General features: G+C 70.1%; 12 protein-coding genes. 7 read left to right on the top strand and 5 right to left on the bottom strand.

Annotated features, from left to right (window positions below; all coding sequences use genetic code 11):
- The first annotated feature begins 68 nt into the window (after window positions 1-68).
- On the top strand, window positions 69-1,406 hold the full coding sequence (locus ACN9MP_RS08970; RefSeq protein WP_426325788.1) for a hypothetical protein: 1,338 nt from the start codon (window positions 69-71) through the stop codon (window positions 1,404-1,406).
- A gap of 19 nt (window positions 1,407-1,425) precedes the next feature.
- Here the strand turns inward: ACN9MP_RS08970 and sucB are convergent, their stop codons facing one another.
- From sucB to ACN9MP_RS08955, 3 genes are all read right to left on the bottom strand, one after another.
- Window positions 1,426-3,207 carry a 2-oxoglutarate dehydrogenase, E2 component, dihydrolipoamide succinyltransferase gene (sucB, locus tag ACN9MP_RS08965; protein WP_426325786.1) on the bottom strand — a complete coding sequence of 594 codons (1,782 nt, stop codon included), beginning with the start codon at window positions 3,205-3,207 and terminating at the stop codon, window positions 1,426-1,428.
- A 62-nt stretch (window positions 3,208-3,269) separates the two neighbouring features.
- On the bottom strand, window positions 3,270-4,643 hold the full coding sequence (gene lpdA / locus ACN9MP_RS08960) for a dihydrolipoyl dehydrogenase (RefSeq protein WP_426325784.1): 1,374 nt from the start codon (window positions 4,641-4,643) through the stop codon (window positions 3,270-3,272).
- Window positions 4,640-6,127: a leucyl aminopeptidase gene (locus tag ACN9MP_RS08955; RefSeq protein ID WP_426325782.1), complete on the bottom strand. Its 1,488-nt coding sequence runs from the start codon at window positions 6,125-6,127 to the stop codon at window positions 4,640-4,642. Before ACN9MP_RS08955 ends, lpdA begins: the two co-directional genes overlap by 4 nt.
- Window positions 6,128-6,212: 85 nt before the next feature.
- Here ACN9MP_RS08955 and ACN9MP_RS08950 point away from each other — a divergent pair, with 85 nt between their 5' ends.
- From ACN9MP_RS08950 to ACN9MP_RS08940, 3 genes are all read left to right on the top strand, one after another.
- Window positions 6,213-7,133, top strand: a complete 921-nt coding sequence (locus ACN9MP_RS08950; RefSeq protein ID WP_426325780.1) for a PAC2 family protein — start codon at window positions 6,213-6,215, stop codon at window positions 7,131-7,133.
- Between the two features lie 248 nt (window positions 7,134-7,381).
- Complete coding sequence (locus tag ACN9MP_RS08945) at window positions 7,382-8,719, top strand: RNA polymerase sigma factor (RefSeq protein WP_426325778.1); 1,338 nt, start codon at window positions 7,382-7,384, stop codon at window positions 8,717-8,719.
- Complete coding sequence (locus ACN9MP_RS08940; RefSeq protein ID WP_426325776.1) at window positions 8,716-9,411, top strand: coenzyme F420-0:L-glutamate ligase; 696 nt, start codon at window positions 8,716-8,718, stop codon at window positions 9,409-9,411. The genes ACN9MP_RS08945 and ACN9MP_RS08940 overlap by 4 nt, the downstream gene beginning before the upstream one ends.
- Before the next feature lie 153 nt (window positions 9,412-9,564).
- Here the strand turns inward: ACN9MP_RS08940 and ACN9MP_RS08935 are convergent, their stop codons facing one another.
- Window positions 9,565-10,587 (bottom strand): sugar-transfer associated ATP-grasp domain-containing protein, encoded by a 1,023-nt coding sequence (locus ACN9MP_RS08935; RefSeq protein WP_426325774.1) that lies wholly within the window; start codon window positions 10,585-10,587, stop codon window positions 9,565-9,567.
- A gap of 45 nt (window positions 10,588-10,632) precedes the next feature.
- Between ACN9MP_RS08935 and ACN9MP_RS08930 the strand changes: the two genes are divergently transcribed.
- Together ACN9MP_RS08930 and ACN9MP_RS08925 are read left to right on the top strand one after the other, a co-directional pair.
- Window positions 10,633-11,325 (top strand): alanine racemase C-terminal domain-containing protein, encoded by a 693-nt coding sequence (locus ACN9MP_RS08930; RefSeq protein ID WP_426325772.1) that lies wholly within the window; start codon window positions 10,633-10,635, stop codon window positions 11,323-11,325.
- Entirely contained in the window at window positions 11,322-12,371 is a 1,050-nt protein-coding gene (locus ACN9MP_RS08925; protein WP_426325771.1) for an alanine racemase, read from the top strand. Before ACN9MP_RS08930 ends, ACN9MP_RS08925 begins: the two co-directional genes overlap by 4 nt.
- A gap of 18 nt (window positions 12,372-12,389) precedes the next feature.
- Here the strand turns inward: ACN9MP_RS08925 and ACN9MP_RS08920 are convergent, their stop codons facing one another.
- Entirely contained in the window at window positions 12,390-12,608 is a 219-nt protein-coding gene (locus ACN9MP_RS08920; protein ID WP_426325769.1) for a DUF7455 domain-containing protein, read from the bottom strand.
- A gap of 168 nt (window positions 12,609-12,776) precedes the next feature.
- On the opposite strand from ACN9MP_RS08920, the gene ACN9MP_RS08915 reads away from it, so the two are divergent.
- Window positions 12,777-14,858, top strand: a complete 2,082-nt coding sequence (locus ACN9MP_RS08915; protein ID WP_426325767.1) for a DNA gyrase/topoisomerase IV subunit B — start codon at window positions 12,777-12,779, stop codon at window positions 14,856-14,858.
- Window positions 14,859-14,872 lie beyond the last annotated feature (14 nt).

Here is a 14,872-nt window from a genome sequence, read left to right as displayed (position 1 = left end):
GATGGCCGCAATCCACAGAACGCCGGTCGAGGGCGGTGGACGGACGCGGCGCGGCCGAGACTGGCGGCATGACCTCAGACCAGGGAGCGCTCGGCGGCTCGTACCGGGTCATCCGGGCGGTTCGCGCCCGGGACGACGGGCCCTGGCCGGGTGCGCTCGTGCGCACGGAGAGCGGCGACTCGTTCGTCCTCGTCGGGGCGGACGTCGTCGGCGCTGACTGGTACGGATGGGATGCCGCACCCGACGGACACGTCCTCGCACCCATCGACATCGCGCGCCGTGCGGACGGCCACGCCGCCGTGCTGCCCGTGTGCGCCGAGCGACTCGACGAGTTCGTACGCCGCCGCGCGGCAAGAATGCCGTTCTCGGCGGGAGAGTCGGTGACGCTCGGCGTGAGCATCCTGCGCGGTTGCGCCGAGATCGCGAGCCTGCCCGACACCCCCGGGGAGTGGTGGCTCGACACTGCGGGAAGACCGGTGCTGGCGACGGATGCGGCACCCGGGCGTGCGCTCGAAGCGGCCGCCTCCCTCCTGGAGTCGGTCACCGTGGACGCCCACCTCCAGCGCACGTGGGCCGCCGCTGTGCGGGCGATCGTCGCGGAGCGGCTGTCGGTCCACGAACTGGAGGCGGCCGAAGAGGCGTTGTTCGCCGTCGCACGCGCGGAGCCGCTCAGCACGGTGAGCCTCGGCCCGCGCAGCGCGGCCGACGGCGTCGCCAGCCTGCAGGCGCAGGAGCGCAGGGGCGACGGTGAGGTGGGAAGGGCCTACGAGCCGGCCCCCAGATCGCTGTGGCAGGGTCTCATCGCCGGCGTCGACGACGATCTGTCCGATGCCGTCTCACGAGCGACGACGGCGGTGTGGCGGCGGTTACGGCAAGGGGAGGGGACGAAGAGAGCTCGCTCGCGGCGCGCACCATGGCTGCTCGGCGGGGCGGTTGCAGCTGCGGTGCTCACCGGGGGCGCGCTCTGGCCGACGGCGAGCGGAGGAGCCACCGACGAACCGGCCCCGGCGGCCACTCCGCCGATGTCGGCGTCGCCGACCGCTTCCGCTCCGCCGTCCGCCGACGCTGCCGATTCAGGAGCGGCTCAGGATGGAGCGGGCGAGGACGCTGCGGCGCCCTCGGATCTGGCCGCGGTAGCAGATGAGCTCCTGACCGAAAGGGTGTCGTGCGGCGACGATGCGAAGTGTCTCGCATCCGTCGTCGTGTCTCCGGAGACCCGGTTCGCCGGAGCGGTGGAGCTTTCCGCGTCGGACCGGACCGTCACGCTGCTCGACGACTTCGGAGACCTGGCGGTCGTGCGCGTGGACGCGCGCGAGGGCGCCCTGCCGTCTCAGCTCGTCGTGATCCGGCGCACGAACGAAGAATGGCTGCTGCGCGACGTCACCGACGTCGCGCAGCAGCCCTAGGAGCAGAGGATGCCCCGGATCAGATGCCCAGCTGCCCTTCGAATGCCGCCGCCTCGAGACGCGACTTCACCGCGCCCAGGAAGCGCGCGGCGTCGGCGCCGTCGATGACGCGGTGGTCGTACGACAGGGCGAGGTACACGTAGGAGCGCACCGAGATCGCGTCCTTGCCGTCGACCGTCACGACGCCGGGTCGCTTCACGACGACGCCGGTGCCGAGGATCGCCGTCTGCGGAAGGAAGACGACGGGCGTGTCGAAGAGCGCGCCGCGCGAACCGGTGTTGGTCAGCGTGAACGTGCCGCCGGCGAGCTCGTCGGGCTTCAGCTTGTTGTCGCGGGTGCGAGCCGCGAGGTCGGCGATCTCGTGGGCGATCTCAGCGAGGTTCTTCGAGGCGGCGTCGCGCAGCACCGGCGTGAGCAGGCCGCGCTCGGTGTCGACGGCGATCGAGAGGTTCTCGCTGGCCGGGTACACGATCTGGTCGCCGTCCACCGTCGAGTTCACGACGGGGTAGGCCTGCAGCGCCTCGGCAGCGGCCAGCGCGAAGAACGGCAGGAACGACAGCTTGTCGCCTGTCTTGCTGAGGAAGTCGTTCTTCACCTTGTCGCGGAAGGTCGCGAGCTTGGTGACATCGACCTCGACGACGGTCGTCAGCTGAGCCGTGGACTGCATCGACTCGACGGCGCGCTGGGCGAGCACCTTGCGGAGTCGCGACATCGGCTGCGTCGTTCCTCGCAGCGGCGAGACCTCGAGCGGCGCGGGCGCGGGGGCGGCCTGAGGAGCAGCAGCCGGCGCGGATGCGGCCTCCGCAGCCTTCAGCACGTCCTCCTTGCGGATGCGCCCGCCGACGCCCGTGCCCTTCACCGAGGCGAGGTCGACACCCTGCTGTTGTGCGAGGCGCCGGACGAGCGGCGTGACGTACGTGATGGTGTCGTCGTCGCCGGCAACCGCAGGAGCCGGTGCGGCAGCCGGAGCCGGGGCGGGAGCGGCGGCGGCAGGAGCCGGGGCGGGAGCGGCGGCGGCAGGAGCCGGTGCGGGAGCGGCGGCGGCAGGAGCCGGCGCCGCGGCGGGAGCAGGAGCCGGCGCCGCGGCGGGAGCAGGAGCCGGTGCAGCAGGAGCCGGCGCGGGTGCCGGAGCGGCGGCAGGAGCCGGAGCCTCGGCCTGCGCAGCGCCCGCCTCGCCGATGCGGCCGAGCGCCGAGCCCACCGCGACGGTCTCATCCTCGTTCACGAGGATCTCCGTCAGCACTCCGGCGAAGGGAGACGGGATCTCGGTGTCGACCTTGTCGGTGGAGATCTCGAGGAGAGGCTCGTCGACGGCGACCTCGTCGCCGACCTGCTTCAGCCAGCGAGTGACGGTGCCCTCGGTAACGCTCTCGCCGAGCTCGGGCAGGACGACGTCCTTGCCGCCGCCGGCGGCGGGAGCGGCGGGAGCGGCGGCAGCGGGTTGCTCTGCGGCGGGTTGCTCTGCGGCCGGCGCGGGAGCCGGTGCGGCCTCCGCGGCGGGAGCCTCGGGGGCGGCCTCTGCCTCGGCGGCCTCGGGGGCCGGAGCGGCGGCGGGGGCGCTCGATCCGTCGCCGATCTTCGCCAGCACCGCGCCGACCTCGACGGTCTCGTCCTCCTGCACGAGGATCTCCTCGATGACGCCACTGACCGGCGACGGGATCTCGGTGTCCACCTTGTCCGTGGAGATCTCGAGCAGGCCCTCGTCGGCCTGGACCGTGTCGCCGACGTTCTTGAGCCAGCGGGTGACCGTTCCCTCGGTCACGCTCTCGCCGAGAGCGGGGAGGACCACGGATGTGCTCATGAGGATGTCTCCTTCTGAATGAATATCGGATCTAGCTTAGTGATCGGCAGTGGACGGAAGGGTCAGAGCGCGTGCAGCGGCTTGCCCGCGAGAGCGAGGAACGCCTCACCGAGCGCTTCGGACTGCGTCGGATGTGCGTGGACGAACGGCGCGATGTCTTCGGGGTGCGCCTCCCAGCCCACGGCGAGCTGTCCCTCGGTGATGAGCTCGCCGACGCGGTCGCCGATGAGGTGCACCCCGAGGACGGGGCCCTCCTTCGCGCGGACCACCTTGACGATCCCGCTCGTGCCGAGGATCTCGCTCTTGCCGTTGCCCGCGAGGTTGTACTCGTAGGCGACGACGCCGTCCTGGCCGTGTGCAGAGACCGCCTGTGCCTCGGTGAGCCCGACGGACGCGACCTCCGGGTGGCTGTAGGTGACTTTCGGGATGTGAGCGTCGGGAATGACGACGGGATTCAGGCCGGCGATCTCCTCAGCGATGAAGATGCCCTGCTGAAACCCGCGGTGCGCCAGCTGGGGACCGGGCGTGATGTCGCCGACGGCCCACACGTGCGGCACGCCGGTGCCCAGACGCTCGTCGACCACGACGAAGCCGCGGTCCATCTTCACACCGGCCTCTTCGTAGCCGAGGCCCGCTGTGGCCGGGCCCCGCCCCACGGCGACCAGCAGGTAGTCGGCGGTGAGGCTCTTGCCGTCCTCGAGGGTCACCGTGACCGCATCCGAGGTCTGCGTCGCCTTCTGGAAGCGCACCCCCAGCGAATACTGGATGCCGCGGCGGCGGAACGCGCGCTCGAGACCCTTGCTCAGCGCGATGTCCTCGTTGGGTACCAGGTGGTCGAGCGCCTCGACGATCGTGACCTCGGCGCCGAAAGAGCGCCACACGCTCGCGAACTCGACGCCGATCACGCCGCCGCCCAGGATGACGACGCTGGCGGGCACCTCGTCCAGCTCGAGCGCCTGCTCGCTGGTGAGGATGCGTCCGCCGATCTCGAGACCCGGCAGACTGCGGCTGTAGGAGCCGGTGGCGAGGATGACGTCGGCGCCGCGGTACAGGTCGTCGCCGACGCGTACGGCGGGACCCGCCTCGAGCCGGCCCTCACCGCCTACGACGGTGATTCCGCGGGCCTTCACCAGACCTTCGAGCCCCTTGTACTTCTTCGCCACGATGCCCTCGCGGTAGGCGCGGACCCCGGCAGGGTCCACACCCTCGAACGTCGCACGAATGCCGATGGCCGAGGCATCCCGTGCCGTCTCGGCGACCTCCGCGGCGTGCAACAGGGCCTTCGTCGGGATGCAGCCGCGGTGCAGGCATGTTCCGCCCACCTTGTCCTTCTCGACGAGGGCGACCGTCTTGCCCAGTTCCGCCGCGCGGAGCGCGGCGGCGTATCCGCCGCTGCCACCCCCCAGAACGACGAGATCGAAGGTGTGGTCGGTCATCGTGCCTCCTCATCGAGGTCAGTCAGGACGAAGCGGATCAGGCTGCGCACGGTTGCGGCAGTCGGTCCCTTGTCGGTGTAGCCGTACGGCGCGCCCTTGTGGGTCCCGCTGCCGGCGATGTCGAGATGCACCCAGGGGATTCGGGGAGCATCGGCGTCGTCGGCGGTGCGGCCGACGAAGTGACGCAGGAACAGGCCTGCGAAGAGCGAACCTCCTGCGGGATCGCCGATCTTGGCGTTCTGCAGGTCGGCGATGGGGGAGTCGAGCTCCTCGACCATGTGGGCGGGCAGCGGCAGCTGCCACGCGAGTTCGCCGGCCGCGGCGGCGGCGGCGAGGTAGGCGGCGACCGCGTCGTCATCACCCATCACACCGGTGTGACGCGTACCGAGGGCGATGAGGATCGCACCGGTCAGCGTCGCCACGTCGACGATCACGTCCGGGTGCTCGCGGCTCGCGGCGACGAGCCCGTCGGCCAGCACGAGGCGTCCCTCGGCGTCGGTGTTCAGCACCTCGACGGTCGAGCCGTCGAGCATGCGCAAGACGTCGCCAGGGCGCGTGGCGCGGCCCGACGGCATGTTGTCGGCGAGGCACAGCCACGCGGTGACCTTGACGGGAGCGGAGACGGATGCCGCGGCTCGCAGCACCGCGAGAACCGTCGCGGCGCCGGCCATGTCGTACTTCATGCCGACCATCGAGGCAGCGGGCTTGAGCGACAGGCCGCCGGTGTCGAAGGTGATGCCCTTGCCCACCAGCGCGACATGTCGCGACGCGCCCTCCGGCGCGTACTCCAGGCGCACGACGCGAGGCGGCCGGTCAGAGCCCTGACCGACGCCGAGGATTCCGCCGAAGCCCTGCTCGCGCAGGGCTTGCTCGTCGAGCACCTCGACGGCGACCGGAAGTCCCGACACAGCCTCCGCCGCCCGTTCGGCGACATCGGCGGGACCCAGCCACTCGGCGGGGATGTGGACGAGATCCTTCACCAGGGCGACGGATGCCGCGGTCTCGACGACCAGCTTCAGCGCGGCCTCGTCGGGGTCTGCGGTGCCGTGAACGACCACGCGGGACGCACGGGGCTTGGGTGCCTCCGTCTTGTAGCCGTCGAACCGGTAGCCGCCGAGCGCCGCACCCTCGGCCACGGCGGTCCACAGCGCGGGGTCGGCCGTCGGCGCAGCGACGGCGATCGTGGCGAAGCCGGTGAGCGCGCGGATCGCGGCGCCGACGGCGTCGCGGAGTGACGCGGCAGCCGAAGCCGGACCGGTGCCGACGACGGCCAGCGGCAGCGAGGTGGCCTCAGGTGCGTACACCCGCGCCACCGCTCCCGTCGCGCCCGTGAAGCCGACGGCCAGAAGCACATCGCGCAGACCCGGCCAGTCGGAGAGATCGGGGGCCGGATCGGCCTCGAGGGGCGGCAGCGCGAGGAGGAGGAGATCTGCTTCGGACTCTCGGACGGGTGCGGTGCTGTACTCGAGGTCGGGAAACGACATGGTGTCCATCCTAGGGACGACGACTGTTCGCTCTGAGCGCGACCGACGTGACCCGTCGCTCACGGTCGCCTCGTAGCATGGGACCATGCCCTTTCCCGGCCCGCTGTTCGAGCGTGCGGCGTCTGCGCCGCCCGTCCCGCGCGGGCTGCCGCTCGTGATCGCCCTCACGGGGTTCACCGATGCCGGCAGTGCCGTCAGCCGTGTGATCGACTACTTCCGTGAAGACCTCTCGCCTTCGCCCCTCGCGGTCTTCTCGAACGACACGCTCCTGGACTATCGCGCCCGACGGCCGATCGTGTCCTTCGAGAAGGACCATCTGACGGACTACCGCCCGCAACGGCTCGAACTCTCTTTTGCCCATGACGCGCTCGGCCAGCCTTTCCTGCTGCTCGCCGGGTACGAGCCGGACTTCGCCTGGGACGCGTTCGCCGCTGCGGTGCTCGAGTTCACCGAGGCGTACGGCGTGTCGACCGTCACGTGGGTGCATGCCATCCCGATGCCCGTGCCGCACACGAGGCCGATCGGCACGACCGTGAGCGGAACGCGGTCGGAGTTGACCGAGGCGCACTCGGTCTGGCAGCCGCATACCCAGGTGCCCGCCACGGCCGGTCACCTGCTGGAGTACCGCCTGGCCGCCGCCGGCGTCCGCATCGCGGGGTTCGTGCTGCTCATCCCGCATTACCTCGGTGACACCGAGTACCCGGCCGCCGCACTGGCGGCCCTCGACAGCCTCACGGTGGCGACCGGTCTCGTGTTCGCCGGTGACGAGCTGCGGGAGGAGAACCGCGAGTACCTCGAGAAGGTCACGGAGCAGATCGAGGGCAGCGAAGAGCTCGCCCGGATGGTGCAGGGCCTGGAGGAGCGCTACGACGCCTACATGGCAGGCTCCACCCTCGCCACGCCCATGATCCACACCGGCGATCTGCCCAGCGCCGACGAACTCGCCGCCGAACTCGAGCGCTTCCTGGCGACGCGTCCGGGCGAGGACGACAAGCGCGGCTCCTGACGCACGATCCGGCGGGTCGGCGGAATTCCGGCTCCCTCCTGGGCGTTGAACACACCAGATGGAGGCGCGCCGACCACCGCAGGGCGATGCTGGCGGCGCGCGGCAAGTATGAGATACTAGACGCTCTGACCCGTTGTCAACCGTCTTCGCCGGGCTTCCCGCTGAAGACGTGGACTTGACAAGGGTCTTACTAGTGTCCGAAACCGACCGGCGATGCGCAGAGCGCATCGACCGGTGAAAGGCGAAACGTGACTCCAGGCACGAACACCAAGGCTCGCTCGGCCGCGAAGGACACCGAGACGGCGCAGGCGAAGGCTCCGGCCGCGAAGAAGGCCGCCGCCAAGGGCGCCAAGGCGAAGGCCGCACCGAAGACGGCGTCCAAGCGCGCCAACAAGTCGGACGACGAGTTCGAGGACGACGTCGAGGAGCTCGACGACGACGTCGAACTCACGGGCGACGACATCGACGAGGACGCCGGCGACGAGGCAGCAGAGGCACCCGCCTCGGGCAAGGGCGCGAAGGGCACCACCGACGACGCCAACGCGACCGAGGAGGACGAGGAAGAGGAGAGCACCAAGCCGGTGTTCACCGAGCCGCTGCCGACCGGCGCGATCGTCATCTCGTCGAGCGACGAGGACGACGTCCCGGTCTACTCCACGCAGATCACCGGCGCCACCGCCGACCCCGTGAAGGACTACCTCAAGCAGATCGGCAAGGTGCCGCTCCTCAACGCGGCCGAAGAGGTCGAGCTCGCGATGCGCATCGAAGCGGGCCTCTTCGCCGAAGAGAAGCTGTCGCACATGTCGGCGGCCGAGAAGACGTCGCAGCTCGGACTCGACCTGCAGTGGGTCGCCCGCGACGGCCAGCGCGCCAAGAGCCACCTCCTCGGGGCCAACCTGCGCCTCGTCGTCTCGCTCGCCAAGCGGTACACCGGCCGCGGCATGCAGTTCCTGGACCTCATCCAGGAGGGCAACCTCGGCCTCATCCGCGCGGTGGAGAAGTTCGACTACACCAAGGGCTTCAAGTTCTCGACGTACGCGACGTGGTGGATCCGCCAGGCCATCACGCGCGCCATGGCCGACCAGGCGCGCACCATCCGGATCCCGGTCCACATGGTCGAGGTCATCAACAAGCTCGCGCGCGTTCAGCGCCAGATGCTGCAGGATCTCGGTCGCGAACCCACGCCCGAGGAACTCAGCCGCGAGCTGGACATGACCCCCGAGAAGGTCATCGAGGTGCAGAAGTACGGCCGCGAGCCGATCTCGCTGCACACGCCGCTCGGTGAGGACGGCGACAGCGAGTTCGGCGACCTCATCGAAGACACCGAGGCGGTCGTCCCGGCCGACGCGGTGGGCTTCACGATGCTGCAGCGCCAGCTCGAGTCGCTCCTCGACTCGCTCTCCGAGCGCGAAGCCGGCGTGATCCGCATGCGCTTCGGCCTCGGCGACGGCCAGCCGAAGACGCTCGACCAGATCGGCGACACGTTCGGGGTCACCCGCGAGCGCATCCGCCAGATCGAGTCGAAGACGATGGCGAAGCTCCGGCACCCGTCCCGCTCGCAGTCGCTGCGGGACTACCTCGAGTGAGCGAGGCGAACGCCGGCAAGGCGCTCACCGTCCAGGTCGAAGGCTCGTCGTTCGCGCGCATCCCGATCCGCACGCGGGTCGTGATGCCGGGCGACGACCTCGACGAGTTCATCCGCGAGAACGCCGCGGACGTCGTGCGCGAGGGAGACCTGCTGTTCGTGACGGAGAAGATCGTCGCGATCACGCAGGGCCGCTCGTACCTCGTGGAAGACATCAAGCCGCGCAAGCTGGCGTTCTTCCTGTCGAAGTACGTCACCCGCACGCCGTACGGCATCGGCCTCGGCATGCCCGAGACCATGGAGATGGCGCTCCGCGAGTGCGGCACCATCCGGATCCTCTTCGCCGCGGCGGTCTCCGCCGTCACGAAGCTGTTCGGGCGCAAGGGCGACTTCTACCGGATCGCCGGCGACAAAGCCCGCGCGATCGACGGACCGACGTCGGGCACGATACCGCCGTACAACAAGGCGGTCGTCCTCGGGCCGGAGCGACCGCGCGAGGTCGCGCAGCACCTGAAGGCGCTGCTCGGCGGCGTGCCCGAGGTGGCGGTGGTCGACATCAACGACCTCGGCGGCAACATCCTGGGATCGACGCTCGACAAGGCAGGTGAGAAGCGCCTCGTCGCGATCCTCAAGGACAACCCGCTCGGCCAGGGCCACCAGTCCACGCCGCTCGGCGTCGTCCGCGCGGCCTGACGCCTCTCTCACAACGCAGAAGGCGCGGCATCCTCTCGGGTGCCGCGCCTTCCGCGTCTCCTCGGTCTCGATACACGGGCTCGTTCCTCGCCCGCTACTCGACCTTGACCCTGCACGCATCAACGCTCGTTCGTCGCATTGATCCGTGCAGCGTCAAAACCCGATCGCCTCGCGGTAGCGGGGTTTGTGGCCGGTGCGGATTCCCGTGACGCTGGGCTTGTTCTCGTAGACGCCGGCCCCCCAGTTGCCCTCGACCAGGACCGGACCATCTGGCGTCACGACGACGTCCCAGCCGACGTACTGGACCTGCGGCACGACCCGGGCGGCACGGTCGACGAACGCTTTGACCTCGTCGATCATCGGAAGCTGGAAGTCGGCGATGACAAACCCGCTGTCGGGGTGCTTCTCGTGCACGTGGCCGTGCGAGTCGTAGCCGGGTCCGATGGCGTGGCCGTTGTCGTCGAGCATCGTGTAGAAGCCGCCGAACGTCATCTGGTCGCTGACCGCGCCGCGTCCGAACTTCTGCGCGATCGCGAGGATGTGGGTCGTCTGGCCGTCGAAGAACGCGGTCACCCGCGTGGTGTTCACGGTGCCGGGGCAGACGGCGGCCAGGTCGGCGTGCTGGCGGATGACCTCCTCGATAAGGAGCTCGCCGCGCGCGAGCAGACCGCGGTGGAAGTCCTCCCAGTCCGAGATGTCGGCAGCGTGGTACCGGTGGACGCCCGTGCCCGCCTGGCCCACCGGCTCCTTCGTGACGATCGTGCCGTGCTTCTCGGCGAAGGCCCGCACGGCCTCGGCGTTGCCTTCCTCGACGACCATCCAGTCCCGGCGGAGCAGATCGCTGAACGTGCGATCGAACTCCACCTTGTCCTGGAACAGCCCGCGGTAGTCGGGGTGGTCGTATTTCTGCGACAGCTCGTTCGACACCGGGTGCGTCATGTACGTCGCCCGCTCGGCCCGGTTCAGGATCGCGAAGTCGTAATCGACGTAGTCCTGGAAGCCCACCTGCCGGAACCCGGCCGACCACAGCATGTCGACGAGCACGGCCGGCGTCCACTTGCCGTGCGCGCGCGAGGTCTCCTTGGCGCGCTCGATCACCGATCCGACGTCGATGCGACGGACGCGCCACGCGAGGTAGCGAAGACGGTTCGAGAGGGCGAGGCCCTGAGAAGGCATGCGTGCTCCGGGGTCGGCTGCGGGGGACCCCGATAGTCTAGAGGCGTGAGTTCCTCGATCCCTGGGCACGGCGCGGCCGTGCCGGGATCGGGCCCCCGCAGCAGTCCCGTCGCGCGCGTGTCGCGCTCGGCGCTCGAGGCGAACGCCCGCACGGCGTGGGGGCGCGGCATCCGTTCCTTCGCTCCTTCTCTTCTGGAAGCGGATGCCTGGGGCCACGACCGCGTGCTCGTTCACGAGGTGCTGGACCGCCAGGGCTTCACGCGGGCTCAGACCGCCGCGACGTCAGGCGCCGTGCTCACGGGCGAGACGCTGTTCGGCCTGCCGGGCGGGCACGGAACGCCGCTGCCGGCGCTGCGGCTCACCGGCACGGTGCTGTCGGTCAAGGATCTGCGGGCGGGCGAGGGCGTGTCGTACGGGTATGCCTTCCGCGCCCCCCGCGACACACGCGTCGCCCTCGTCACGGGTGGGTACGCCCAGGGCGTCGTCCGCGCGCTCGGCGGAGCCGTGGACGTCGCGGTCCATGCGATCCGGCATCCGATCGTTGGCCGCGTCGCGATGGATGTGTGCGTGGTCGAGGTCGGGGATGCGGCGATCCACCGCGGCGAAGAGGTGCTGTTCCTCGGAGATCCGGCGCAGGACGAGCCGTCGCTCGCGGCCTGGGTCCGCGCCACGGGGCTCACGCCGGCGGAGCTCGTCACGACGGTCGGCCTGCGTGCGACCCGCGAGGTGGTTCCGTGACCGCGCGTCTTCGGGTCGATCTCGGCGCGCTGGCGGCCAACATCGAGCGGGTGCGCGACGTGGTCGCTCCCGCGGGATTGATGCTCGTCGTGAAGGACGACGCGTACGGCCACGGCCTCGACGCGGTGGTCCGCACGGCCGCAGCCGCAGGAGTCTCGTGGATCGGGGCATTCGACGTCCGCACCGGCCGGGCCGTCCGAGCGGTCGTCGGCGATGACGTGCGCGTCTTCGCATGGATCGCGGCCTCCCACGACGATCTCGCCGCCGCGATCGTCGACGGCATCGACCTCGGAGTCGGGGACGCTGCACTCCTGGAAGAGCTCGCAGCCGCGGCGAGCCGAGCCGGCTTGGCCGTGCGCGTGCATCTCAAGATCGACACCGGCCTGCACCGCAACGGGGTCCGCCCGGAGGAATGGCGCGCGTTCGTGGCGCGGGCCGCCGCGCTCGAGGCCGGGGGAACCATCGAGGTCGTGGGGGTGTGGAGCCACATCGCCGAGGCGTCGGACGCCGAGGACGACGCCGCCCGAGCGGTCTTCGAGTGGGCGCTCGGCGTGGCCGGGGCAGCCGGACTGCGGCCGGTCGTCCGGCACCTGGCCGCCAGCGCCGCCTCCTTCGCACGGCCGGAGTTCCGCTACGACATGGTCCGCGTCGGCGCATTCTGCTACGGCATCCGCTCCGCGGGGGGACCTTCGGCCACCGAGCTCGGGCTCTCTCCGGTCGCGCAACTCGAGGCCGACGTCGTCGCTGTCGCCGACACGTCGGTCGCCATCGGCCTCGGAGCGCTCGACGGCATCCCCTCCGTGCTCGGAAAGCAGACACAGGTCGGCACCCCCGCCGGGGCCCGGCCGCTGCTGACGGTCGGTGACACCCGATCGGAGGTGGGCGTCTGGCCCGGAGCGGCGGTGGGCGACGTCGTCAGGGTCTACGGCACCGGCGAGCACGGGGAAGGATCATCGACCGACCTCGCCGAAGTCATGGGGACGATCGGCGAGGAGATCGCGGTGCGCATCTCGCCCCTCGTCCCGCGAGAGTACTCGCGGGACTGAGCAGTCGGCGGCGGCGGACTATTCGGCCAGGCGTGCCGTCTCGTCGTGCCACGAGGTGGCGACGGCGCGAAGCTTCTCTTCGTACTTGCGGCCGTGATGCGCGCAGAACAGCAGCTCGCTGCCGTTGACCTCGGCGGCGATGTAGGCCTGTGCGCCACAGGAGTCGCAGCGATCCATCGCCGTGAGGCGGTATTCGAGGACGGCGCCGTTCTCGGTGGGTGTCGATAGCGTGGTCATCTCGGTGCCTCCTCGTATGCGTAGAACTCACTCTCGGTCATGAAATACAACCACGCCGATGTTTCGAGAATGCCGCGAACGGACCACATTTCGCTGAGCGCGTACGCCCTTCCCGGCTGACGCGTGTCTGTGCGGTGGTGTCGCACGCCCCGATTACGATGGGAGATTGTGACCGCCGAGTACTCCGCCCACCATCTCCAGGTCCTCGAAGGGCTGGAAGCGGTCCGCAAGCGCCCCGGCATGTACATCGGCTCGACCGACTCGCGCGGCCTGATGCACTGCCTCTGGGAGATCATCGACAACTCCGTCGACGAGGCTCTGGCCGGCCACGGCTCCCGCATCGACATCGTGCTCCACGCCGACGGCAGCGTCGAGGTGCGCGACCGGGCCCGCGGGATCCCCGTCGACATCGAGCCCCGCACCGGCCTGTCGGGCGTCGAGGTCGTCTTCACCAAGCTCCACGCGGGCGGCAAGTTCGGTGGCGGCTCGTACGCCGCATCGGGTGGTCTCCACGGCGTCGGCGCCTCGGTCGTGAACGCGCTGTCGGAGCGCCTCGACGTCGAGGTCGACCGCGGCGGCAAGACGTGGGCGATGTCGTTCCACCGCGGCGAGCCCGGCTTCTTCTCCAACGGCAGCCCCGACTCGAGCTTCACGCCGTTCGAGGAACGCAGCGAACTGCGAGTAGCGGGCCGCGTCGCGAAGGGCGTCACCGGCACCCGCATCCGCTACTGGGCCGACCGCCAGATCTTCACGCGCGATGCCGCGTTCAACCTGCAGGAGCTCGAGCAGCGGGCCCGCCAGACCGCGTTCCTGGTGCCCGGTCTCGAGATCGTCATCCGCGACGAGCGTCCCGGCGCCGACGGCGGTGAACCGGTGGAGACGAGCTACCGCTTCGATGGCGGCATCTCCGAGTTCGCCGACTTCCTCGCTCCCGACTCGGGCGTCACCGACACGTGGCGCCTCACCGGATCGGGCACGTTCACCGAGACCGTGCCGGTCCTTCAGCCATCCGGAGCGATGGTGCCCACGGAGCTCGAGCGCGAGTGCCAGGTCGACATCGCGGTGCGATGGGGGACAGGTTATGAGACCGTGTCGCGGTCGTTCGTCAACATCATCGCCACCCCCAAGGGCGGAACGCACCAGCAGGGGTTCGAACAGGGCCTCATGAAGGTGCTGCGCGACCAGGTCGCGCAGAAGGCGCGGGCCCTCAAGGTGGGCAACGACAAGCTCGAGAAGGACGACATCCTGGCCGGCCTCACCGCCGTGCTGACGGTCCGGCTTCCCGAGCCGCAGTTCGAGGGCCAGACCAAGGAGGTGCTCGGTACCCCGGCGGTGCGGCAGATCGTCTCCCAGGTGGTGACGCGTGAGCTCACCGCGCGCTTCACCTCGCCCAAACGGGACGACAAGGCGCAGACGGCGCTCCTCCTCGACAAGGTCGTCTCCGAGATGAAGGCGCGCATCTCGGCGCGCACGCACAAGGAGACCCAGCGCCGCAAGAACGCACTGGAGTCCTCTTCGCTCCCGGCGAAGCTCGCCGACTGCCGCTCGAACGACGTCGGCGAGTCGGAGCTGTTCATCGTCGAGGGCGACTCGGCCCTCGGCACCGCGAAGCTCGCCCGCAACAGTGAGTTCCAGGCGCTGCTGCCGATCCGCGGCAAGATCCTCAACGTGCAGAAGGCATCCATCAGCGACATGCTGTCGAACGCCGAGTGCGCGGCGATCATCCAGGTGATCGGCGCAGGCTCGGGCCGATCGTTCGACCTCGATGCGGCGCGCTACGGCAAGATCATCCTCATGAGCGACGCCGACGTTGACGGCGCGCACATCCGCACGCTGCTTCTCACGCTGTTCTTCCGCTACATGCGGCCGCTCATCGATGAGGGTCGCGTCTACGCCGCGGTCCCGCCCCTGCATCGGGTCGTCGTGATGAACCCCGGTTCCAAGCCGAACGAGACGATCTACACCTACTCGGAGGCAGAGCTCCACGGGCTGCTGACGAAGCTCACCAAAGCGGGCAAGCGCTGGCAGGAGCCGGTGCAGCGCTACAAGGGTCTCGGGGAGATGGACGCCGACCAGCTCGCCACCACGACGATGGACCGCGCCGGCCGCACTCTGCGCCGTGTGCGGATGCAGGACGCCGAGGCGGCGGCATCCGTCTTCGAACTGCTCATGGGCAACGACGTCGCCCCGCGCAAGGAGTTCATCATCGACTCCAGCGACCGTCTGGTGCGGGAGCGCATCGACGCTTGACGCGGCGCGGGCCG

This window comes from Microbacterium sp. E-13 (assembly GCF_049912955.1).
GTDB lineage: Bacteria > Actinomycetota > Actinomycetes > Actinomycetales > Microbacteriaceae > Microbacterium.
The sequence above is the reverse complement of the archived record's forward strand: the minus strand, read 5'-3'. Positions and strand labels throughout refer to the sequence as shown.

Bases quoted from the DNA above. Each gene is read 5' to 3' on its own strand.
- ACN9MP_RS08970 (WP_426325788.1), top strand. From the start codon at position 69: ATGACCTCAGACCAGGGAGCGCTCGGCGGCTCGTACCGGGTCATCCGG.
- sucB (WP_426325786.1), bottom strand. From the start codon at position 3,207: ATGAGCACATCCGTGGTCCTCCCCGCTCTCGGCGAGAGCGTGACCGAG.
- lpdA (WP_426325784.1), bottom strand. From the start codon at position 4,643: ATGACCGACCACACCTTCGATCTCGTCGTTCTGGGGGGTGGCAGCGGC.
- ACN9MP_RS08955 (WP_426325782.1), bottom strand. From the start codon at position 6,127: ATGTCGTTTCCCGACCTCGAGTACAGCACCGCACCCGTCCGAGAGTCC.
- ACN9MP_RS08950 (WP_426325780.1), top strand. From the start codon at position 6,213: ATGCCCTTTCCCGGCCCGCTGTTCGAGCGTGCGGCGTCTGCGCCGCCC.
- ACN9MP_RS08935 (WP_426325774.1), bottom strand. From the start codon at position 10,587: ATGCCTTCTCAGGGCCTCGCCCTCTCGAACCGTCTTCGCTACCTCGCG.
- ACN9MP_RS08920 (WP_426325769.1), bottom strand. From the start codon at position 12,608: ATGACCACGCTATCGACACCCACCGAGAACGGCGCCGTCCTCGAATAC.